The sequence below is a fragment of the Paenibacillus sp. OV219 genome (genome assembly GCF_900110075.1).
Lineage (GTDB): Bacteria > Bacillota > Bacilli > Paenibacillales > Paenibacillaceae > Paenibacillus_Z.
The window spans coordinates 17,160-37,137 of sequence record NZ_FOCJ01000009.1 but is presented as its reverse complement, the minus strand read 5'-3'; the positions used below and the strand labels follow the sequence as shown (position 1 = coordinate 37,137).

Here is a 19,978-nt window from a genome sequence, read left to right as displayed (position 1 = left end):
CCCTCATAATGAGAGAAGCGTTCAACCAAACACCGTATAGGAATGAGGTTCTTACAAGCAATGAATACTGCTGCCCCAACTATAAAACCGTACGTGCAGCTCTGCTGGGCGATGATGAAAACCGGTATCCTCGGCTACGGCGGCGGGCCGTCGATTATCCCGCTCATCCGCTACGAAGCGGTAACAAAGAACCGCTGGCTGGCGGATGAAGAGTTCGGCGAGATCCTCGCGCTCGCCAATGCACTGCCCGGCCCGATCGCGACCAAGCTCGCCGCTTATCTTGGCTACCGATTGAAGGGCGCGCTAGGCGCGATCCTCTCGGTGCTCGCCCACATCCTGCCCTCGTCAATCGCGATGCTGTCGCTGCTCTCGGCGGTGAACTATCTCAGCCATTCCGCCATTGTACGCGGCATGATCAGCGCCGTCGCTCCAGTCATCGCCGTCATGCTCGGCGTCATGGCGTATGAGTTCGGCGAACGCGCCATGAAGGGGCTTGGCCGCAAGCTCGGCATCATCATGCTGCTTGTCTCCTTCGCGCTGCTCCAATTACTCGGCGTCCATCCCGCGATTGTGATCGTGCTGTTCCTCACGTACGGAGCGATGCATTTCAAGCTGCTCAGCCGTCTGCAGCGCACCAAATCAACCAATAATTCAGAGCAGAAATGAGGCTCGTTTAACTAATGGAATGGCTCAAACTATTATTCGGCTTCTTCATCGCCAATGTGCTCGGCTATGGCGGCGGCCCTTCCTCGATCCCGCTTATGTATCAAGAGATTGTGACGCATTATCACTGGACGAACGACGCGGAATTCTCGAACATTCTTGCGCTCGGCAACGCGCTGCCCGGCCCGATTGCGACGAAGATCGCGACCTATGTCGGCTATGAAGCCGCAGGCTGGCTGGGCATCGCCATAGCGCTGATCGCGACAATCGTTCCATCCGCTCTCGCGTTAATCATCCTGCTAAAGGTGCTCAAGAAACACCGCGCTTCGCCAGTCGTCAAAGGAATGACGCTGCTGGTACAGCCTGTCATCGCGATTATGATGGTGCTGCTCACCTGGCAGATGGGCAGGACTTCGGTCCAAGACATCGGCATCTGGCAAGGACTAATTATTGCCGCCGTCGCCTTCTGGGCGATGCAGATCCGCCGCATCCATCCGGCCTTCGTCATCCTCGCGGCATTCGCTTACGGAGGACTTGTCCTCCCCATGCTCTAGCCGCCGCACAGCAAAGAGCGCCCAAGCCTCGGTCAATCCGAAGCCAGGGCGCTCTTCTTTTCTTCTACTCCTCGCCTTCCTCTTTCAGCCGATCGACCGAAACCGTCTGCGTATTCAGCGGATCGGAGCCAACCTGCACGGTTGCCATCCCATTCACTTCATCCACATTTTCGATCCATACCGGCTCCCCGCTCAGTTGAACGGAGAATGTATCCTTCGAGCTGTAAATTTCCACTGCACGCTTCGTATCCATTGTTCGCTATTCCCTCGCTTCTTGCTCCATGGTATCCGTGGTCGATTCGGCGATAAGCCCATTGTTCAAGGTCACTTGCCCGCCGCCTAATCCTTCATTCACCATCCGGTCAATGTCCATAAAATAATCTTCGCGGCCTTCATGGGTTTTGTCGTTGCTATCAGTATCCGCCATTCCAATGTCCTCCTTCAGATGATGATGTTGGCTCTTGCTACTCCAAAAATATGCCCGATCCGGCTTACTTTCATGCATTTGAGGGAACACTGGTACTAGTGTTCAATTACAGGGTGAGGGGGAAATAAAATGCATACGGTTTGGAAAGGGGCTATTAGTTTCGGCCTCGTACATGTGCCTGTCAAAATGTTTTCAGCTACCGAGGATAAAGATATTTCACTCAAAATGATCCACCGTGAATGCGGGAGCAATATTAGCTATATTCGCAAATGTCCCACCTGCGACGTCGATGTCGAGTGGGATGATATTGTAAAAGGCTACGAGTATGAGAAGGGCCGCTACGTCATATTAGAAAAGGACGAGCTGGAGGCTCTTTCGAGCGATGCGACGAAGACGATTACAATTCTCGATTTTGTCGCGTTGGAGGAGATCGACCCGATTTATTTTCAGAAGACGTATTACCTCTCCCCCGATCAGGCGGGCGGCAATGCGTACAATCTATTGATGGAGGCCATGCGGCAATCAGGCCGTATCGGCATCGCGAAGGTATCTATCCGGTCGAAGAGCTCGCTCGCTGCAATTCGGATTATCGACGACTGCCTGGCGATGGAGACGATATTCTATCCAGATGAGATCCGGTCAATCGACCAAGTGCCCGGCCTTCCTGAGACGGTGAACGTCAATGAGAAAGAGCTGATGATGGCGCGGATGCTGATCGAGCAGCTGTCGACCCCTTTTGAGCCGGCAAAATATACAGATGACTACCGCTCTCGTCTGATGGATCTCATTCAGCACAAAATCGCCGGTGAAGACGTTCGTGTCGCTCCTGAGCAGCAGCGCACGAATGTGCTTGATCTCATGGCTGCGCTGCAAGCGAGCCTTGAGGCCGTGAAGCTGCCGCCGACCGCTCCTGGCGGCATCGATACAGGCGCTGCAGGCATGACGCCGACCACTGCCAGCGAACCGATTGCTTCCACAGAAGCAGGCACAACCGGCGAAAGCGAAGTCGTCGCCAAGGTGACGAAGCCGCGTGCACGCAAAACGGCGAAGAAGGAAACGGTGTCCTAGATGTCTGCGCACAATCAGGAGCAGCCGTGGGCAGACGATGCTTCGCTACTTGCGGCAAATTTAAGCAGCAGCGGCGTTCAGCCGCTCGCTCTTCCGAATGAGCCAATGGCTCCGATATCGGACGACGAGCTGCCAATCGGGAGCGATTGGGGCTACCAGCTCAAGTGGGACGGCGTCCGCATGCTTGCTCGTTTGGACGGAAACGGGGATGTGGAGATCTTTTCGCGAAAGCTGTATTTGAAGAATGGCATTTATCCGGAAATTGTTTCATTGATCACCTCCAAGACGGAGAAGCTTGGTCGTTGTCTGCTCGATGGCGAGGTTGTCTGGTTTGACGGCGTTCGCCCGAACTTCCAGCATGTCCTCAAGAGGGAGCGATCACGTTCCCCTCTCCTTCAACCTGCCACGGATACAAGAGCGCAGCTGAATGGCGGGCTTGTCTATGTGCTGTTTGATCTGCTCGCTGATGAGAGCGGCGATCTTCGGCAGCTTCCCTATGAGGAGCGGCACCGCAAGCTGATGGAGCTATGCCCTGCCGACGATCCGCGCATGTTCGTGACGGAGCTGTTCAAGGATGGGGCGGCGCTGTGGGAGTGGGTGCAGACGAACAATTGGGAAGGCGTCGTGAGCAAGCGGCTCAGCAGCCCCTATCGGGAGGACAAGAAGCACCGCGACTGGCTGAAGAAGAAGATCGCGCTTGTGCTCGATGTCGATATTGTAGGACTCAAGTGGCGAAATGGCATTGTGGCGAGTCTCATTATGGAGCATGAAGGCAGCTATCTTGGCAGCGTCTCTCTTGGACTTAACGATGCGCTTCGCCGTGTAATTGCATCAACGTTTCGGCCGCAGAACTCACAGCTCGCTGTTGTCACCTGTCCTTTTCCGGTTACACCAGAGGATCTGCGCAAGGAAGAGATTCAGTGGCTAACGCTACCGTTCAAATGCCGCGTGACCGGACTTGAGTTCACTTCCGCCGGACAGCTGCGTCATCCGAAGCTCGTCACCTTCCTGCCGAAGGAGCCACTGTCATGAGTGCCCGTTCGGTTAAAGGGACGATCGTCGTCGAAGGACAGGAGCTGACGATCAGCAATCCCGAGAAGCTGCTCTTCCCGGATATGGACATCACGAAGGCGATTTTCTTGCAGCGGCTGGCTGCGTTGTCGCCATGGCTAATCAAGCACTGCCAAGACCGGATGCTGACGACGATCCGTTTTCCCGATGGCGTGGAGGGCAAATCGTTCTATCAGAAGAACTGCCCAACTCCCGCTCCCCCCTTCGTCGAAACGCACGAACATGAGAGCATCGCCTATGTGAAGCTAAGTTCGCTGCCGGTTCTTCTCTGGCTCGGTAATTTGGCATGCATCGAATATCACGCCTCGTTCGATCGCATCAGCAATCCCGAATATCCGACGGAGTGGATTCTCGATCTCGACCCAACACTTCCCGAGGAGCCGCGGATTATGGAGGCAACGATGTTAGTGGGTGATTTGCTGCGCTCGCTAGGGATTGAATCGACGCCGAAGACGTCTGGCGCTACCGGTGTGCAGGTCATTGTGCCGCTCATTCCAGAGCTGACCTTCGACGAATTACGCGCCATCGGGGAGTTTGTCGGCAACTATTTGTCGGACAAGCATCCTCAGCTGTTCACGATCGAACGGTTCAAGCGGAATCGTGGCGATCTGATCTACATCGACTACTTGCAGCATTACCAAGGCAAAACGATCATCGCCCCTTACTCCCCGCGAGCCCGCCGAGCCGCCAGCGTCTCCACGCCTCTCTACTGGGACGAAGTGCGCCGCGGTGTCGCAATAACGGACTACAATTTGCTAAACATCGAAGAAAGGCTTTTGCAGGAAGGCGATCTATTGGACAAAATCGCACCGCAATCACTTCGGTCGATTCTGCAGTTTATTGGTGGGAAGGGTCGGTAGAGACGAATAAAACTAGCGGAATGAGAGCCTTCTTGGAGGGCTCTTTTTTACGTGGTAAAATTAGACATCCATTTCCGTGGGAGGTATTCACAGAGACCGAGCGAAGAGATTCATGGCTTATGGAATACGTTGCACAATAGCGGTTTTTCCGGCAACACTCCTCAATTGTTGAAGAGAGCACTCGCATTTTCATAGTTAATGTAGTTTTATTTTCGTTGTCCCTTTCTATGCTTAGGCGTATTATTAGAGTAACAAAACAATAGTCGAAAGAGGTGTCCGTTCATGAAGTACGGAGCATCGCGTCTGCACAAACACACCAATACTGGGCACCACAAGCACAACTCACGTGTGGCTGAATATCATAAGCTCCACATGGAGCAGCTTGAGCAAGGAACGAACGGGACGAGCTGGTTAGCGAGATGGGAACGTTTCGTTTACACGAGAGGACAGCGATTAATCAAGAAAATGATTAAGTAGCTGAATACTCGCCCCAACCGTACCCGTAAGCAGTAAACAAAAAGCCGGACCCACTAGGGCCCGGCTTTCTTCTATTATTCCAAAATCTATCCCAAGATCGCTGCGATACGCGTCAGCACATCGTCTGGCAACGTAATGCCGGATGCGTTCACGTTCTCGACAACCTGCTCCGGACGGCTTGCGCCGACTAGTGCGCTTGCTACGTTCGATTGGCGCAGGATCCAAGCAAGAGCCAGTTGGCCTGTCGTGATCTCGAGCTCCTTCGCAATCGTGGACAACGCGCCGACCTTCGCGATTTTCTCCTCGGTGATGCCTTTGCGCACCCACTCGAGCTTCGCTGCACGGCTGCCCTCTGGGATATCTGCCAAAGATGCGTATTTTCCAGTCAGAAGGCCTTGCGCAAGTGGCGAGAATACGACTTGTCCAATACCGTTCTTCTCTCCATACGGGATGACTTCCTTCTCAATGTAACGCTCAAACATGTTGTACACCGGCTGGCTGACGACGATGCGGTCCAGCAAATAACGGTCTGCTGTCGCAAGCGCATCCGCCATTTGGGATGCAGTCCACTCGCTGACGCCTGCATAAAGCACTTTGCCCGAACGGATCAGATCGTCGATCGCACGAAGCGTCTCCTGCAGCGGTGTTTCTTGATCGTAACGGTGGCAATAGAAAATATCGACATAGTCCGTGTTAAGCCGCTTCAAGCTCGCGTTTGCTTGTTCAATGACATGCTTGCGGGAGAGACCGCGGTCATTCGGGCCATCGCCCATCGGCCAGAACGCTTTCGTCGCGAGCACATACGATTCACGCGGATACGCCTTGATCGTTTCGCCGAGCAGCACCTCTGCCGCGCCGCGCTCGTACACATTGGCTGTATCGAAGAAATTAACGCCGAGATCGTATGCGGTTTCAATCGCTTTCACCGCATTTTCACGTTCGACATAACCACCATATGTAAGCCAGCTTCCCAAGCTGATCTCACTTACTTTAAGTCCACTTCCACCAAGCTTTCTGTAATTCATCCTATATCCCTCCTGCATCCATTTACGCGCAACCCGCGCAAACCTATTCTACAGTTATCAATATCAAATTTAAAGTAGTGAAAAAAACATCAATATATTATACTAATTATATATACTATACTTCTTGTTACTAACTTCTCGGAGAGGATTGAGTCGATGTCTGCCAATAATTATGTTCCGAAGGAGCCTGCTTTCATCGCGTGCAATATCGAGAAAACGCTTGACGTCATCGGCGGCAAATGGGCATTTCTCGTGCTCCGCGAGCTCTTCAGCGAGAAGCGCCGGTTCGGCGAGCTGCAGCGGCTGATCCCGTCCGTTAGCCCACGGGCGCTGACAAGTACGCTGCGCCATCTCGAGAGCCAAGGCGTGCTAGAGCGGCATGTTTTCCCTACCGTTCCTGTTACGGTTGAATATTCTTTAACGCCGAAAGGCGTCGATCTACATCAGATTCTTCATGAAATGAAGCTGTGGGCCGCAAAGTGGACCTAATCGTCGTTTCTAGCAGAAACAATAAAAAGAGCAGGAGAAAGGACATGCTGTCCTGTTCATCCTGCTCTTTTTCCTAACCAAACCTAATTACAGCCCAATAATCTGTTTAATTTGCAGCTTGCGCTCGCATGACAAATCAATGAAGCTCTCGCCTACTTTAATTAGCGGCGCCTCTTCATCATGCGGGTTAATATAGACGATCTCCCCTTCTCGGTCATCCGTGAGCACGACCTTCTGGCCGATCATCTTCGTCGTTATATTCTCCAGGAACACAGAGACGATACGAGGATCGAGCTTGCCGAAATAGCCTTCGCGCAGCTGGCGGACCACTTCATAGAACGGCAACGCCTTCTGGTATGGACGCTCCGACGACATCGCATGGAAGATATCTGCAACCGCTACGATTTTGCTGAATAGATCGATCTTGTCAGATGGCAAACCAAGCGGATAGCCTCCGCCGTCTTCCCGTTCATGATGCTGCAGCGCGATAAGCGCCGAACGGTAGCCGATCCCTTCAGTCTTCTTCAGGATGTCGTAGCCAAGAACGGTGTGCTTCTTCACAAGCTCGAACTCTTCTTCGGTCAGCTTGCCTGGTTTATTAATAATCTCCGCCGGAATCTTCACCTTGCCGATATCAAGCAGCGTCGCTCCAAGAGTAAGCGCTGTCAAATCTGCGTCACTTAATTGCAGCCACTTGCCGATCATCGTGGAGAGTATGCCAACGCCGATATTATGCTGATATGTATAATCCCCTTGTGCCTTAACCGCTTCGAAGAGTCCGAAGATATTCGGATGTCCAGCAATGTTCTTCACCGCTGGAATGATATCATTCTGAAGCTCATTCATCGGTACTTGGCCCGACTCGCGAATGGATTCATACATCGCTTTGGCACGGTTCATCACTTGCCCCACCGCCTCGCGAGCCGTCTCCGATTTCGCTGAATTCCGCTCAGGCTCAACCAGATCGAAGAGAATGGAGACATTGTCGATATTATGCTTCTCTAGCAGCGCCAAATGCTCTTCCTGAAGCACGCTGCGTGCCGGAAGGATCGTAACGCCAAAATGGTTGACGACGTCATGTTTTAACGTTTTTCCAATAAATTGTCGCATTTAGCGCCTCCAACGAACTCATGAATTCTCTCTCCACAGGAGGTAAAACTTGTATGTTATTAATAATGTACCATGACCATGTAGCTAATGTCCTATGGTATTGATTTACAGTCTGCAAAATGAGACAAAAGCACTACGCCCATGTCAGGTCTCCTGTCGAAAATAACAAAAAAAGGCAGCGGAGACCACTGTCTTTTGGTTTAGCGGCTATTCAGCCCAAGATTATAGCTCTCCCGTCATAAGCGCAGTCGTCCAGCGGTCGACGGCATAGGGCAGCGGCGGTGACAGCTTGCGTTTTGCCGCGCGTTTACGCTTTATGCCAGATTCCTGGGCACGAACGCGATTGCGAAGCGTCAACTTGGAGCGGTGCAGCACCATCTTCACAGCGGGAACCGAGCAATTCATCTCTTCAGCGATGTCTTGATACGAGTAGTCAAACACCTCGGCAAGCAGCAGCATCTCCATCTCGCGCGCGGACAGATGCTCAGTCACCCATTCCAGCGTGCCGCGCACGGAAGCATAGTTCGGATCGTAATGTGGCTGCAGCAGCGCTTCGTCGATAGGAACCATGATGCCGCGCCGCCTGCGATGCGCATCGATGTGCAAATTGCGAGCGATCTTGTTCAGCAAGGAGCGCGGATGGCGAAGCTTGCCTGTATCCCGGTAATGCTTGAATGCCCGAAGCAGCGTCTCCTGCAATAGATCCTCCGACTCCCATTTCGAAGCGGTTAAATAGTAGCAATAAGCCCGCACATGGGGCAGATGAGGCTTCACGTCTTCTTCGAACTCGGTCCACGGCTTCATGCTTCTCATCCCTCCTTACTTTACATTCATCTTCATTCAGTGACCTTAGTCTAACAGCCCATTATGAACATGATGTGAAAATAAGCTTAAGATTCAGAAGGAATATTCTAATAAAGCAAAGATCTGCGCTGCACAGGCTTCGGCGAAGCTAAGTGTCTGTGCCATCGCTTCCTCAAGGCTGCAAGGGCCAGGGACGATGGAGAATGCGCTCACTTTCCCGAGCTGGCGCAGCGCTTCGCCAGGCAAGCTCCTCGTGCCACACAGGATAATAACCGGAATATCCAGTGGCAGCGCCGCCTGGCATACGCCTGCCGCTACCTTGCCAGCCAGCGTCTGCTCATCAAGCTTCCCTTCGCCTGTGATGATGCAGTCCGCATCCTTCACCGCCTCCGCGAAGCCGGATGCCTCCATCACAACGTCGATGCCGGGACGAATCGACGCATTCATAAAGCCGAGCAAGCCAGCGCCCATTCCTCCGGCTGCGCCGCCGCCAGGGACGCTGAGCACATCAATGCCGCGAAGCGCCTGGATCTGCTCCGCAAAGCGGCGCAGCCCTGCATCGAGCTGCGCGACCATCTCTGGCGTCGCCCCTTTCTGCGGGCCGAACACCGCCGATGCACCTTCAAGGCCGCATAGCGTGTTCGTCACATCGCACGCGATCGTGAACTGCGACGCCGCTAGACGCGGATCGAGCGCGGCGGCGTCGAGCGCCCCGAGCTGTGCGAGCGCGCCTCCGCCGACTGCGAGCGGCTGCCCCGCCGCATCGAGAAGCTGCAAGCCAAGCGCCTGCAGCATTCCGGCGCCGCCATCATTCGTCGCACTGCCGCCGAGGCCGACGATGAACTTGCGATAGCCGCGGTCCAGCGCATGCTTGATCAGCTCCCCCGTGCCGCGCGTCGAAGTAAGCAGGGGCTGCCGTTCCTCCGGCTGAAGCAGCGGCAGGCCGGAAGCCTGCGCCATCTCAATGACCGCAGTGCTCCCATCGCCGAGCACACCATAATGAGCCGTAATTGTTCGTCCCAGCGGGTCAGATACGACAACCTCAATCCGGCTGCCTCCCGTAGCATGGACAAGATTATCCATAATGCCCTCTCCGCCGTCTGCCAGTGGCAGCTCCACAAGTTCTGCTTTCGGCATCACGCTGCGGATGCCTCGCGCGATGGCGTCACATAAGTCACGCGCTGATGCTGAGCCTTTAAACGAATCCGGTGCAATGACGATCTTCATCCGATGCTCGCCCCTTTCATGCCATGTAAGGTTGATACCTCCATTATACGCCAAGCTGCTCGACATCCACCTATAAAAAAAAGCTCTGCCCCCATCCCAAATGGGACAAAGGCAGAACTTCTATTCCTTACTACGATTCAAGGAACTCCGTGCTCAGCTCTTCAGGACCTGGCATAAGCAGCCACTTGCCATCCTGTTGCTTCTGCACATGGAAGATGAACACGGAACGTACCGGCATCGACTCGCCTTCCATCGTAAGATCCATCTTGTACGACACGAGCAGCAGAGCTTCCGTATCGTGCATTTCCACTACCGCACTGCGCTCGAGTGTCATTTTCACTTCTGTATCTGTATCCTCGAACATTTCTTTAGCGGAATCTACATCGTCCTGGAAGCCTTCAGCGTCCGGCACGAGCGTTGCGGTGTACGCAGCGATATCCTTCGCGTTCGTAGCTGCCGTTTGCGCATTCAGCACGGTATTGATAGCAGCTTTGTCCGCATCCGCTACCGTAATTTCTTGCTTCCAAAGCGCATCGAAATCTTTCACTTCGGCTGACATCTGCTCGATATCGTAAATCGCCCATTTGCCATTGTCTTTGCGCAGTGTATAGACGATTTCGTTCTCTGTGCTTGGGTAGAAGCCGTCGCCGCTTACTTTGTACGTACGCTCCACTGTCGAAACAACCGCTTCCGTCGCCGAGTACGACTCAAGCGTAATCTCGTCGTATTCCGTCTTCGTATGCATGTGTGCGAACTGGCCGCGAATCGCGTCGTTAATGTCGCTGCGGTATGGTGATGCCGAATGAATAAGTGCCATAAATGCATCTGCATCCTGCTTGTCCTCAGCTGCAGCCAATTGGTTCAATACCGCAACCACTTCAGCCTTCTGCGCAGCAGTCGGCCCTTTATCGGCAATCGTCACGAGCTTCTTCGTGCCATCCCAGTTCACTGTCTTGTCTGACAATGTTGCGATGAAACGAACGCCAACCATCGTGCGGCCACTAATCAGCTTCATCTCGCCATTCACTGGCACCTTCTTGCCGTCAACAAGTGCAGTTGTACCTGTAGGCTGCATTTGAATGCTGCGTACAGCCGACGTTGCTTTAATCGTCTTCGTCGCAGCAGTATAGTCGATTTTGTAGCCGAGTTTCGTGAACAGCGTGCGGAACTCTACGTAAGTTTTGCTGTTTAATAGAACAGGCGGCGCAGGGAAAATAACCCACTCCCCGTTCAGCTTCACTTTAATGTCTGTCTGCTGAGTTGCAGCAGAAGCGGTGCCAGCTGCCATCGTCAAGACGACGAGCAAGGCAAGAACAAACCCCATCAAGCGTTTCATAGTAAACCTCTCTTTCATTAATAACAGATTTATAACAGCATTATTTTATAGACAATTACAGCATTTTACAATACTCCAAATGTTACATTTGTGTTTGTGTTTTCGTTCGTTTGAGACGCATTCACTTACGCGTTCGCGCGAAAGCCCGAAACAGACGAATGCACAATGCTACCCAGCAAGCGCTAACCCAATAGCCTGCAAGCACATCCGACGGATAGTGCACACCGAGATAGACGCGGGAAAGGCCGATACAGACAATCATACAAGCACTGAAGAGCAGCAGAACGATGCGCCATCTTCTCAGATGAATATGTCGCCAGAGCAGGTAGGTGATGAGAAAATAAAACGTAAACGCCGCCATCGAGTGTCCGCTTGGATAGCTGTAGCCCGCCTGTTCCGCTAGCCGGTGGATGTCCGGACGGGCGCGCTTGTAAATGTCCTTTAGCGCATGATTAAGCAGTGTCGAGCCGAGCATGCCGCCGATTAAGAGCACAAGCTCCTTGCGGTGCTTCAGATAAATAAACAAAATGATGGAAAGCACAAGCAGTCCCGGAATGAGCACCGCGGACGAACCGATCAACTCGAGGAACTTCGCGATCTTCGTCAGTGTATCGTTCTCCCACCCTTGAACGGTGGAGATGATTGCATGGTCAAACTGCTTTAGCTGATCGCGCTCAACGAGCATCGACAGCACTTGGAATCCCGCAATGGCGAGAAGGAAGAATACGAGCCACATCAATTGGAATGTACCCCTTTATCTACGTTTTAGTTTTGCTTATCGTGACCGTTCCTGTCAGTGAACATCGGTTACACTGAAGAACGTGAGAGAGTAATGAAGATGAAGATAGGAGCAGTGTTGCACATGAATAAGAATATTAAACCATTAGAAGGCCGAGTAGCCGTCGTCGCAGGAGCTACCCGCGGCGCCGGACGAGGCATCTCCATCGCCCTCGGCAAGCTGGGCGCAACCGTATACGTAACTGGCCGCAGCACTCGTGGCAACTTGTCCGACATGGGACGCAGCGAGACGATTGAGGACACGGCGGAGCTCGTCACTGCCGCTGGCGGCAAAGGCATTGCTGTACGCACAGATTATACAGTAGAAGAAGACGTCCGTCAGCTGTACGAGCGCGTTGCGCAGGAGCAGGACGGACGACTCGATATTCAAGTGAATGATATATGGGGCGGCGACCCGCTCACGGTCTGGACGGAGCCATTCTGGCAGCATTCGCTGCATAACGGCCTGCTCATTCAGAAGCGCGGCGTTCATACGCATATGATGGCGAGCTATTATGCCGCGCCGCTCATGATCGCCCGCAGCGCCGGGCTTATTATTGAAATTACCGACGGGTACGATTACCGGTACCGCGGCAACTTATACTATAGCCTAGCCAAAGTATCCGTTATTCATTTGGCGGAGGCAATGGCGGCGGATCTGAAGCCGCATGGGGTGACTGCCTTGGCACTGACACCGGGCTTCCTCCGGTCAGAGGCAATGCTCGATCACTTCGGCGTAACGGAAGCCAATTGGCGGGATGCGACGCAGCAGGACGAGCACTTTATCGAATCGGAGACGCCTGCTTTCGTCGGCCAAGCTGCCGCAAGTCTAGCTGCCGATCCGGAAGTGTTCAAGAAGAGCGGCAAAGCCTTCACCTCATGGGACTTATCCGATGAGTATGGCTTTATAGATGCAGATGGCAGAAGTCCGCATTGGGGCCGCTATGCCGCGAAGCACGGCTTCTAAAGCTGCTTGGCGACTAGAATTCGGATAAGTTGATCCAAATCGCCGTCTTGTCATCGGACTTCTTCATCCGCGGGAATTGCGTGCAGTCCGGGTCCGACTCTTCGAGTGCTGTCAGCCATTCGATATAACGTGGCAGCCCCATCTCCCGAACGAGCGAAGCGATTCCGATGGCGCTTTCCTTGTCCGATTCACCCAGCGGCTTCGGGATGTACAAGCCGTCAGAGAACAGCAGCAGCGCCTGCACATTCGTGCGGCTAAAGCGCCCGAACTCGGCATAGTCGGCGAATGCCGGATCGCCGTTAATGACGCTGTAGCCGCCGTCTGCATTTGCGAACGCCCTGCCCTCAGCGATCTGAGCTTTGCTATGCTCCCACAGCTCGGCCCGTGTTGTCAGGCCAGCTTCGATGCCCGCTGCCCAGACAGCCTTCGTCCGGTCATCGACGTGAGCGAGCTGATCGTTCGTCACGATCCGAATCGTGCCGTCAGTATAGTAGACCGCCAGCATACAGTCGCCCGTCTGAGCAAACTCGATCCACTTGGGCGCAATCCGCACAAGCACAGAGCAAGCACTCCACACTTCCTCCTTGCGCTCCATCTGGATGCCAGCTTCCGCCATCGTTTGGCGCAGCGCGTTATTCGCCTGCGCGAGCAATTCCATGAGGCTGAGCTCCGCGTCCGCAGACTCGCCGCAGATTCGCGCAATGAGCTGCGAGGCTAGGTAGCCACCGGTTTCTCCACCTAGTCCGGTGTATGGAACAATCGAGGTCGCGCCGTCGATGACGCCGTAAATGCGGGCCGAAGCGTTGCTGATGAGCGCGTCCTCGTTCCATGCGCCTACCCCTCGCTGCGTAATTGTCGTCGGTTTCAAGATCGTCAATTGCCCCCCTTTACGATTGAATTCCATTTATTAAGATAAAAGCCTTTACGCTTTACGAATCGAGGAAAGGCAAATTTGCGAAGAGAGGTCCCACGTATACTTGCCACGGCTGCCTTCATAAATCATGACGAAGTGCTCCTCCGTCTCCACAATGGCAGGGAACCAGATTGCGCCGCCATCCTCCGATCCCTTAGGCCCGCATCCGAAGATCGGGTTGCCGGGATGCGACTCCCATTGGAGCAAATCACGGGAACGCGCAAGACCGAAGAAGTCCGGCTCATCAGCCAAATAGGCGCTAGCCCCGTAAATCATATAGTAATAATCTTCATCCTTCATCAATCTGGCTGTCACGATGGACAGGCTGTCCCAGCCGCCCGTACGATCTTGAAAGATCGGCTTGTCAGATACAGGCGTAAAATGAATGCCATCCTCTGAGCTTGCTAGATGAAGCTGATAGCCTTCGTTGCTGAACATTTGGTAGATCATATGGATTTTGCCGTCCTTCACAATTACCTCGGGCGCTCGTCCATCCATAATTTTGCCGTACTTTGTGAAATGTTCGCCGTCGCTGCTGATCGCAAGTCCAACCGAATCTGGGCCATCTCCGACTGCAGAGTAATAAACGAACACTTGGTCCTGCCACACGACCGATGCCAGGTCCAGCACGTCCAAGCTGTCGAACTCACCCGGCGCGCCTGCGTCCACGATAGGTTCTCCACCGTTTAAGTCTAGAATCTCAATATTGTCTGCCGACAAGTGAATCACTTCTGCGACAGCCAAACGGTCATGCCGCTTACCGTCCGTACCCGGTTGAATGCCATTTCCGCGTTAATAGAGAAGCTGCTTACCCTGAAATTCCAAAAAATCCGGGTTTGCGACCCAAATGCTTTTCCATGTCTGTCCGCTTGCCGGAATAACTGGATTGTTCGCCGAATGGCTCCAACGAAGGCAGTTTTGACGATAGTCGTTCGTAAAGAGATTCCAAAGTGTTGAGATCATTTCCAGGGCCCCTTAAGTTTAGAATGAGTACATATCGCTTCCGAATATGGTGAGCCGCTACTTACTTAGACTTGCCGCCGATTGCACTTAAGGAAACTCTAGCACAATTTCTACGTCTTCGGAATTCGTTTTATTATAATCGATTTTCCCGTTCATCAGTTCAATCATTCATAAAATATCGGAAAAACCAAAGTCGCATCAGGCTGGTAGTAGAAACACAAAATGGCGGTACATGAGCTCCCATGTAACCGCCATTATATGATATGGCTATCTAGATGATCTCGAAATCGGACTTCGCACCCACTTCGAACCGCTCGGGTGCGGGCAATCCTTGGCCGCTATCTTCGCCCTGACCTGGACAAAACATCCGCAATGCGCGCAAGTGGTGCCATATTGGAGCGACGGACACGCTGCACAATTGCTAAGGCGCGTCTCATATTGCGAATCGCTTACACAGCTGCCTTGGTGCAGCGCCAGCTTGCGCAGGACGCGTTCGAGCTGCTCATCCGTTACATGCACGGAGGCGCTGCACCCTTTGCAGCCCTCTCTTGGCTCAGCGCTAGCGCCGAAAGCTGGCTTCATTATCCTGCCTGCAGCACAGCAACAGAGGCTGGCGGCAGTGTCACCTGAATGCGACCGTCCGCACTTCGCGTAATGTTCTTCAGCTCCACAGGCTGTACTTGCTGCGGCTCCTCTATCGTGTTATGCGCATTAATGGTATCGCCTTGCAGCAGCCTGCCACTAATCGGAAGCTGCTCCCCGCCATTCGCACCGCCATTTCCGTCCGCCAAGCCTCGCAGCTCAATTGTCACGACCGCTTCTTCATCATGGCTAAGATTGCATAGGCTCACATGTATGCGTCCCTCCTGATCGCGAGTAGCCGAGACGCTGGTTTGTGGAATGGATTCGCCGCCTTGCGTATACGACGCAGGGCGATGATCAACATCAAGCGCTTCCGCATCCTGATGCACCTTGAACATTTCGAAGACGTGATAGGTCGGCGTCACCGTCATGCGAGCGCCCTCCGTCAGGACGACCGATTGCAGCACATTAACCGTCTGAGCTATATTCGCCATCCGCACACGATCATGATGCTTCTGGAAAATATGCAGCGTTGCAGCGGCGACAAGCGCGTCGCGCATCGTATTTTGCTGATAGAGGAAGCCCGGATTCGTGCCTGGCTCCACATCGTACCACGTTCCCCACTCGTCGACGATAAGACTGATTCGCTTCTGTGGATCATATTTGTCCATAATCGTCTTATGCTTCGTTACCAATTCGTCCATTACGAGCGCCTTGCGCAGCGTCAAGAACCATTCGCCCGTCTCGAAACCCGTCGCAGACCCTTTCTCCGCCCACGTATGCGGAACCGTGTAATAATGCAGCGTTAAGCCGTCCATATACCGCGCCGCTTCGCGCATGAGCACCTCGGTCCACTCATAATTGAAGTCATTCGCTCCGCAAGCGATTCGGAATATCTTGTTGTCACCGTAGTTGCGCACATACGTCTGATACCGACGATAGAGATCCGCGTAATATTCCGGACGCATATTCCCGCCGCAGCCCCAGTTCTCGTTACCGACCCCGAAGTAGCTGACCCTCCACGGCTCTTCACGTCCGTTAGCCGCACGCTCCGACGCCATTGGAGACTCGCCGTCAAACGTCATATATTCGACCCATTCCTGCATCTCCTGGACTGTGCCACTGCCGACGTTGCCGTTAATGTAAGGCTCGCTCCCGAGCAGCTCGCACAGCATCAGAAACTCATGCGTGCCAAAATGATTGTTCTCTACCACGCCGCCCCAATGCGTATTAATCATCCGCTTGCGCGCCTGCCTCGGGCCGATGCCGTCCTTCCAATGATATTCATCGGCGAAGCAGCCACCCGGCCAGCGCAGCACCGGAATATGCAGCCCGCGCAGCGCTTCGAGCACATCATTACGGATCCCCTTCGTATTCGGAATGTTGGAGTCCTCTCCAACCCAGATGCCTTCATAGATACAGCGGCCCAAGTGCTCGGCGAAATGTCCGTAAATATTGCGGTTGATGCTGCCATTTGTACGATCAGTATGAATGACGACGCGGTTTGACATATAGGTTTTGCAGCTCCTTTTTAGATGGCGGAATTGGAATATGCAATGGGAATTGGATTAATATAAATATTAATTAATAAATATAATAGATACTTATACTTTTATTAAACTACAGACCGCCCTACTTTTCAACGCTTTTATTGGAGAGACTAATTAGAAATAGCGATAGAAACGGGCGATAAACCAATGAACCGAATCCGGCGATCCCGAATTTCACTCCTAACTATTTACTTCCTTCTGCTGCTGGCTGGGCTTATTTTGCTGCTCGTCCTTGTGTACTTGGATGTCGGCAGCCGCTGGGCGATCATCTATGCGGTTAGCTATTTTGCTGTGCTGCTGCTATCCCTGCTCTATTCCGTTGTCGTCGTTATCATGAGAGCCGTCAAGCTCCCATGGCCAGATCTGCGTCGCAGATTGCTCACTTTCCTCGTTACATATAGCTCATTCGTCATTATCAATCTTATATTCACGTACTTTTCTCACCCTTCTAGCGTCAATCTTAGCCGGCTTCTGCTTAGGCCTATTGGGATCGCGCTCGGTCTTAGCTTCTTCGATCTCATCTTCATGCGAAGGAAACGCCCACTCTCCGAAGATGATCGTTAAGCCATCCCACCATTCGCCTAGCACAACACTGCGTACGATTTAATAGCATGTGGTGAAGTTAACCTTACCTTCCAAAAGGAGGAAAAATTGCATGCAAAGGAAACGGCGTACCTTCAAGCCTACTACGCTCTGCCGCCGGCAAAGGCATGACCATGAATTCGAGGGCAGCACAAAGCTAGCGGAAGAAGGCAATGAACGCCATAATCACCGTTTTGCAGGTGTTACCGGCCAAGCGATTCGAGTCGGCAACAGTCATGTGCATGAAATTGATATATCGAATACGGACTTCTTCGATCATTTCCATCAGCTGAAGAAAATCACGACAGGTCCAGCGATCCCGGTTGGCAACGGCAAGCATGTGCATTTCGTATCTGGCAGGACGACGCGGGTCGACGGCCATAAGCATCAGTTCAATTTCGCCACGTTAATCGATTCGCCACTCACATAACACAAAAAAAGGTACGGCTTCTCTCATTAGAGACGCTGTACCTTTTATTATGTCGTGCGTGCTGTTTATTCTCGCACCGCTTTGCTAACAATCTCAACTAGTTCGTTCGCGTAGGTTTCCAAGTCGACCCGCTTCGTGATTCCCGTGTACGACATGTACTCGCCGATGGCACCTTGGATGACGCTCGCCATGACATCAACATGGAATGCGCCGAACTCCCCGTTCTGCTGGCCTTCGCCTAGTATCCGCTTCAGCTCTGTAACGACAAGATCTTCTTCGTCATCATCGCCTATTTTGTAATACGGAATATTGTCCGGTGTGCGCCCGTTGAAAATGATCTCGAGCAGCGCAGCGTTCCTCGCCGGATGCGTTCCCTGGTAAGCCAGACTCGCTTCAATGAACAGCCTCAGCTTCTCCCGCGCCGTGTCCGCTCTGCTGACCCGCTCCAGAATATAGGAAGACGACTGCTCAAGCAGCCTCATAATCAAGTCGTTCATCAGATCGTTCTTGTCGGCAAAATGGTACGAAATGAGCGCTGTGCTAATACCCGCCCGCTTCGCAATTTGCGACAGACTTGCGCTTACGTAGCCAATCTCGTCTAGCGTCTTGATCGCAGCCTCGACGATTTGTTCCCGCCGCGCTTCCGCGATGAACGATTGCTTGCTCTCTTTGCTCGTTTCCTTCATTTACGCTACCTCGAATATTTCTTAAATTGATGAAGTGCGGTTCTTACTGCGAAGATAATGGCGACGACAAGGAGTGCCTTGTTGAAAGGCGTAGCGAATAGTTTGGAGAATAGATCGCTTGCTTCTCCCTGGAACAAGCCGATTACAACACGTACGAGCAGGACGATGAGATTAACGAATAGGATGAGCGGAATGGCCGAGATACTACCCACAAATAGCGACCAACCAGCTCCAGCCTTGCCAGCAATGAACAATAGCGTCGAGAGTAGAAAGAACATGCCGACCAGCGTAATGAGTGCGGGACGTATCCAGCCATACCACTCGAAGCTTGGCGGGTCGACAATCTCATGATATTTCGTCCATGTGTACCATAGTGCGCCTGCTCCGAGAAGAGCGCTTAGAAAAGGCGCGAGTGAGAGCAGCCACTTCGGTGTTTGTTCGTTCAGCTTGGTGTCGTTCATTCGGAGTCCTCCTTGGGCGATTTGGTTGATCAAATAAATTTCTGATTACTCGATCAGATTTTAGCACGGAGAAATTTGGCAGTCAAGGAGGATAAATGCGTATAATAGAGCCATCTGATTTTATTTTGACGAAAAGAGGCTTATGGATGTCTGTATCTACGATTGGCACTATCACCACGATTCGCCGTTATCCGGTAAAATCCATGGCAGGAGAAGTGCTTCAGAGCAGCCGCATTGAAAGCTACGGCTTGTACGGCGACCGCTCCCATGCGTTTATTGATGAGACGAAGGAAGGCTGGAATCGGTATTTTACGGCACGGAATGCTTCCATGCTGTTAGGTTATCAAGCTTCTCTAGGCGGCGTTGCGGAGGATGAGGCGGCGGTAAGTGCAAAGGCAGAGGCAAGTGCAGAGGCGGCGGACAAGTTTCCGCCTGTAGCGGTTACTGCTCCCGATGGGAGGCAGCTGCAATGGAATGAGGAATTGCTGCAGGAGATCCAGCAGTTCGCTCAGCCAGAACTCTCCCTGCTCGAACATAAACCTTCCTCCCCGGAGCTGCTCGCCGTTGATGCATCAAGCATACTCATCGTAACCTATAAGTCGGTGCGGAAGCTGGAAGCCTTGTGGGGCAAACCGCTCGATCCGCTTCGATTCCGTGCAAACCTACTCGTTACGCTTAGTGATGAAGACGGCGACGAAGACAGCTGGCTCGGCAAGCGGCTAACCGTTGGCACAGCTGAGCTGCACGTCGATGAATATTGCGAGCGCTGTTCGATGATTACCATTGATCCCGAGACGCTCGAACGCGATCCATCACTGCTGCGCAAAGTGAATGAGGAACTGAATTTGAGTTTCGGCATGTATGCATCGGTCGTGAAGCCGGGGCATGTGAAGGTTGGGGATGGGGTTTATTGGGCGGAGTAGCTGCCTCTTGCTTATGACGCTGCGTCATAAGTT

The 19,978-nt window shown here is 52.9% G+C and carries 25 protein-coding genes; 11 read left to right on the top strand and 14 right to left on the bottom strand.

From position 1 onward, the window contains the following. Nucleotides 1–60: 60 nt before the first annotated feature. Together BMY11_RS20975 and BMY11_RS20970 are read left to right on the top strand one after the other, a co-directional pair. Nucleotides 61–666 carry a chromate efflux transporter ChrB gene (locus BMY11_RS20975; protein WP_090580831.1) on the top strand — a complete coding sequence of 202 codons (606 nt, stop codon included), beginning with the start codon at nt 61–63 and terminating at the stop codon, nt 664–666. 14 nt (nt 667–680) lie between these two features. Further along, nucleotides 681–1,217 (top strand): chromate efflux transporter ChrA, encoded by a 537-nt coding sequence (locus tag BMY11_RS20970; RefSeq protein ID WP_090580829.1) that lies wholly within the window; start codon nt 681–683, stop codon nt 1,215–1,217. Nucleotides 1,218–1,281: 64 nt separating this feature from the next. Here BMY11_RS20970 and BMY11_RS20965 read toward each other — a convergent pair whose 3' ends face one another. Both BMY11_RS20965 and BMY11_RS28970 read right to left on the bottom strand, forming a co-directional pair. Next, nucleotides 1,282–1,470, bottom strand: a complete 189-nt coding sequence (locus BMY11_RS20965) for an H-type small acid-soluble spore protein (RefSeq protein ID WP_090580826.1) — start codon at nt 1,468–1,470, stop codon at nt 1,282–1,284. A gap of 6 nt (nt 1,471–1,476) precedes the next feature. After that, nucleotides 1,477–1,644: a hypothetical protein gene (locus tag BMY11_RS28970; RefSeq protein WP_177182748.1), complete on the bottom strand. Its 168-nt coding sequence runs from the start codon at nt 1,642–1,644 to the stop codon at nt 1,477–1,479. A gap of 129 nt (nt 1,645–1,773) precedes the next feature. Between BMY11_RS28970 and BMY11_RS20960 the strand changes: the two genes are divergently transcribed. The 4 genes from BMY11_RS20960 (at nt 1,774) to BMY11_RS20945 (ending at nt 5,120) form a co-directional block, all read left to right on the top strand. After that, nucleotides 1,774–2,712 carry a non-homologous end joining protein Ku gene (locus BMY11_RS20960; RefSeq protein WP_090580824.1) on the top strand — a complete coding sequence of 313 codons (939 nt, stop codon included), beginning with the start codon at nt 1,774–1,776 and terminating at the stop codon, nt 2,710–2,712. After that, nucleotides 2,713–3,744 carry an ATP-dependent DNA ligase gene (locus tag BMY11_RS20955; RefSeq protein ID WP_090580821.1) on the top strand — a complete coding sequence of 344 codons (1,032 nt, stop codon included), beginning with the start codon at nt 2,713–2,715 and terminating at the stop codon, nt 3,742–3,744. After that, nucleotides 3,741–4,643 carry a non-homologous end-joining DNA ligase gene (ligD, locus tag BMY11_RS20950; protein ID WP_090580818.1) on the top strand — a complete coding sequence of 301 codons (903 nt, stop codon included), beginning with the start codon at nt 3,741–3,743 and terminating at the stop codon, nt 4,641–4,643. Before BMY11_RS20955 ends, ligD begins: the two co-directional genes overlap by 4 nt. A gap of 282 nt (nt 4,644–4,925) precedes the next feature. Continuing rightward, nucleotides 4,926–5,120, top strand: coding sequence for a hypothetical protein (locus BMY11_RS20945; RefSeq protein WP_090580813.1), 195 nt, complete (start codon nt 4,926–4,928; stop codon nt 5,118–5,120). Between the two features lie 86 nt (nt 5,121–5,206). On the opposite strand, the gene BMY11_RS20940 is transcribed toward BMY11_RS20945, so the two are convergent. Beyond that, nucleotides 5,207–6,145: an aldo/keto reductase family protein gene (locus BMY11_RS20940; RefSeq protein ID WP_090580811.1), complete on the bottom strand. Its 939-nt coding sequence runs from the start codon at nt 6,143–6,145 to the stop codon at nt 5,207–5,209. A 156-nt stretch (nt 6,146–6,301) separates the two neighbouring features. Between BMY11_RS20940 and BMY11_RS20935 the strand changes: the two genes are divergently transcribed. Beyond that, entirely contained in the window at nt 6,302–6,634 is a 333-nt protein-coding gene (locus BMY11_RS20935; protein ID WP_090580808.1) for a winged helix-turn-helix transcriptional regulator, read from the top strand. An 87-nt stretch (nt 6,635–6,721) separates the two neighbouring features. Here BMY11_RS20935 and BMY11_RS20930 read toward each other — a convergent pair whose 3' ends face one another. From BMY11_RS20930 to BMY11_RS20910, 5 genes are all read right to left on the bottom strand, one after another. Beyond that, nucleotides 6,722–7,744, bottom strand: coding sequence for an HD-GYP domain-containing protein (locus BMY11_RS20930; protein WP_090580803.1), 1,023 nt, complete (start codon nt 7,742–7,744; stop codon nt 6,722–6,724). Nucleotides 7,745–7,966: 222 nt separating this feature from the next. Further along, nucleotides 7,967–8,548 (bottom strand): RNA polymerase sigma factor, encoded by a 582-nt coding sequence (locus tag BMY11_RS20925; protein ID WP_177182747.1) that lies wholly within the window; start codon nt 8,546–8,548, stop codon nt 7,967–7,969. A gap of 93 nt (nt 8,549–8,641) precedes the next feature. After that, a complete protein-coding gene (locus tag BMY11_RS20920) occupies nt 8,642–9,775 on the bottom strand; it encodes a glycerate kinase (protein ID WP_090581363.1) in 1,134 nt (377 codons plus the stop codon). Between the two features lie 130 nt (nt 9,776–9,905). Continuing rightward, nucleotides 9,906–11,111, bottom strand: a complete 1,206-nt coding sequence (locus BMY11_RS20915) for a stalk domain-containing protein (RefSeq protein WP_177182746.1) — start codon at nt 11,109–11,111, stop codon at nt 9,906–9,908. Nucleotides 11,112–11,232: 121 nt separating this feature from the next. Beyond that, a complete protein-coding gene (locus BMY11_RS20910; protein WP_090580795.1) occupies nt 11,233–11,847 on the bottom strand; it encodes a phosphatase PAP2 family protein in 615 nt (204 codons plus the stop codon). 138 nt (nt 11,848–11,985) lie between these two features. Here BMY11_RS20910 and BMY11_RS20905 point away from each other — a divergent pair, with 138 nt between their 5' ends. After that, a complete protein-coding gene (locus BMY11_RS20905; protein ID WP_090581360.1) occupies nt 11,986–12,855 on the top strand; it encodes an SDR family oxidoreductase in 870 nt (289 codons plus the stop codon). Between the two features lie 13 nt (nt 12,856–12,868). Here BMY11_RS20905 and BMY11_RS20900 read toward each other — a convergent pair whose 3' ends face one another. The 4 genes from BMY11_RS20900 to BMY11_RS20885 form a co-directional block, all read right to left on the bottom strand. Beyond that, nucleotides 12,869–13,723: a protein phosphatase 2C domain-containing protein gene (locus BMY11_RS20900; protein WP_177182745.1), complete on the bottom strand. Its 855-nt coding sequence runs from the start codon at nt 13,721–13,723 to the stop codon at nt 12,869–12,871. Between the two features lie 54 nt (nt 13,724–13,777). Next, nucleotides 13,778–14,512 (bottom strand): glycoside hydrolase family protein, encoded by a 735-nt coding sequence (locus BMY11_RS20895; RefSeq protein WP_090580790.1) that lies wholly within the window; start codon nt 14,510–14,512, stop codon nt 13,778–13,780. 486 nt (nt 14,513–14,998) lie between these two features. Continuing rightward, on the bottom strand, nt 14,999–15,313 hold the full coding sequence (locus BMY11_RS20890; RefSeq protein ID WP_090580787.1) for a DUF6171 family protein: 315 nt from the start codon (nt 15,311–15,313) through the stop codon (nt 14,999–15,001). Beyond that, complete coding sequence (locus BMY11_RS20885) at nt 15,313–16,824, bottom strand: alpha-N-arabinofuranosidase (protein ID WP_090580783.1); 1,512 nt, start codon at nt 16,822–16,824, stop codon at nt 15,313–15,315. Before BMY11_RS20885 ends, BMY11_RS20890 begins: the two co-directional genes overlap by 1 nt. Before the next feature lie 186 nt (nt 16,825–17,010). On the opposite strand from BMY11_RS20885, the gene BMY11_RS20880 reads away from it, so the two are divergent. Both BMY11_RS20880 and BMY11_RS20875 read left to right on the top strand, forming a co-directional pair. Next, nucleotides 17,011–17,427 carry a hypothetical protein gene (locus tag BMY11_RS20880; RefSeq protein ID WP_090580779.1) on the top strand — a complete coding sequence of 139 codons (417 nt, stop codon included), beginning with the start codon at nt 17,011–17,013 and terminating at the stop codon, nt 17,425–17,427. Nucleotides 17,428–17,518: 91 nt separating this feature from the next. After that, entirely contained in the window at nt 17,519–17,875 is a 357-nt protein-coding gene (locus tag BMY11_RS20875) for a YmaF family protein (RefSeq protein ID WP_090580776.1), read from the top strand. A 65-nt stretch (nt 17,876–17,940) separates the two neighbouring features. Here BMY11_RS20875 and BMY11_RS20870 read toward each other — a convergent pair whose 3' ends face one another. Together BMY11_RS20870 and BMY11_RS20865 are read right to left on the bottom strand one after the other, a co-directional pair. Further along, nucleotides 17,941–18,561, bottom strand: a complete 621-nt coding sequence (locus tag BMY11_RS20870; RefSeq protein ID WP_090580773.1) for a TetR/AcrR family transcriptional regulator — start codon at nt 18,559–18,561, stop codon at nt 17,941–17,943. 5 nt (nt 18,562–18,566) lie between these two features. Next, nucleotides 18,567–19,022, bottom strand: coding sequence for a hypothetical protein (locus tag BMY11_RS20865; protein WP_090580770.1), 456 nt, complete (start codon nt 19,020–19,022; stop codon nt 18,567–18,569). A 146-nt stretch (nt 19,023–19,168) separates the two neighbouring features. Here BMY11_RS20865 and BMY11_RS20860 point away from each other — a divergent pair, with 146 nt between their 5' ends. Continuing rightward, complete coding sequence (locus tag BMY11_RS20860; RefSeq protein WP_090580767.1) at nt 19,169–19,945, top strand: MOSC domain-containing protein; 777 nt, start codon at nt 19,169–19,171, stop codon at nt 19,943–19,945. Nucleotides 19,946–19,978: the final 33 nt, after the last annotated feature.

Coding starts and splice junctions, on each gene's coding strand:
- BMY11_RS20975 (WP_090580831.1), top strand. CDS start 61: ATGAATACTGCTGCCCCAACTATAAAACCGTACGTGCAGCTCTGCTGG.
- BMY11_RS20925 (WP_177182747.1), bottom strand. CDS start 8,548: ATGAAGCCGTGGACCGAGTTCGAAGAAGACGTGAAGCCTCATCTGCCC.
- BMY11_RS20890 (WP_090580787.1), bottom strand. CDS start 15,313: ATGAAGCCAGCTTTCGGCGCTAGCGCTGAGCCAAGAGAGGGCTGCAAA.
- BMY11_RS20955 (WP_090580821.1), top strand. CDS start 2,713: ATGTCTGCGCACAATCAGGAGCAGCCGTGGGCAGACGATGCTTCGCTA.
- BMY11_RS20885 (WP_090580783.1), bottom strand. CDS start 16,824: ATGTCAAACCGCGTCGTCATTCATACTGATCGTACAAATGGCAGCATC.
- BMY11_RS20920 (WP_090581363.1), bottom strand. CDS start 9,775: ATGAAGATCGTCATTGCACCGGATTCGTTTAAAGGCTCAGCATCAGCG.
- BMY11_RS20930 (WP_090580803.1), bottom strand. CDS start 7,744: ATGCGACAATTTATTGGAAAAACGTTAAAACATGACGTCGTCAACCAT.
- BMY11_RS20965 (WP_090580826.1), bottom strand. CDS start 1,470: ATGGATACGAAGCGTGCAGTGGAAATTTACAGCTCGAAGGATACATTC.
- BMY11_RS20865 (WP_090580770.1), bottom strand. CDS start 19,022: ATGAACGACACCAAGCTGAACGAACAAACACCGAAGTGGCTGCTCTCA.
- BMY11_RS20940 (WP_090580811.1), bottom strand. CDS start 6,145: ATGAATTACAGAAAGCTTGGTGGAAGTGGACTTAAAGTAAGTGAGATC.
- ligD (WP_090580818.1), top strand. CDS start 3,741: ATGAGTGCCCGTTCGGTTAAAGGGACGATCGTCGTCGAAGGACAGGAG.
- BMY11_RS20870 (WP_090580773.1), bottom strand. CDS start 18,561: ATGAAGGAAACGAGCAAAGAGAGCAAGCAATCGTTCATCGCGGAAGCG.
- BMY11_RS20880 (WP_090580779.1), top strand. CDS start 17,011: ATGAACCGAATCCGGCGATCCCGAATTTCACTCCTAACTATTTACTTC.
- BMY11_RS20970 (WP_090580829.1), top strand. CDS start 681: ATGGAATGGCTCAAACTATTATTCGGCTTCTTCATCGCCAATGTGCTC.
- BMY11_RS20860 (WP_090580767.1), top strand. CDS start 19,169: ATGTCTGTATCTACGATTGGCACTATCACCACGATTCGCCGTTATCCG.
- BMY11_RS20915 (WP_177182746.1), bottom strand. CDS start 11,111: ATGAAACGCTTGATGGGGTTTGTTCTTGCCTTGCTCGTCGTCTTGACG.
- BMY11_RS20960 (WP_090580824.1), top strand. CDS start 1,774: ATGCATACGGTTTGGAAAGGGGCTATTAGTTTCGGCCTCGTACATGTG.
- BMY11_RS20935 (WP_090580808.1), top strand. CDS start 6,302: ATGTCTGCCAATAATTATGTTCCGAAGGAGCCTGCTTTCATCGCGTGC.
- BMY11_RS20875 (WP_090580776.1), top strand. CDS start 17,519: ATGCAAAGGAAACGGCGTACCTTCAAGCCTACTACGCTCTGCCGCCGG.
- BMY11_RS28970 (WP_177182748.1), bottom strand. CDS start 1,644: ATGGCGGATACTGATAGCAACGACAAAACCCATGAAGGCCGCGAAGAT.
- BMY11_RS20945 (WP_090580813.1), top strand. CDS start 4,926: ATGAAGTACGGAGCATCGCGTCTGCACAAACACACCAATACTGGGCAC.
- BMY11_RS20910 (WP_090580795.1), bottom strand. CDS start 11,847: ATGTGGCTCGTATTCTTCCTTCTCGCCATTGCGGGATTCCAAGTGCTG.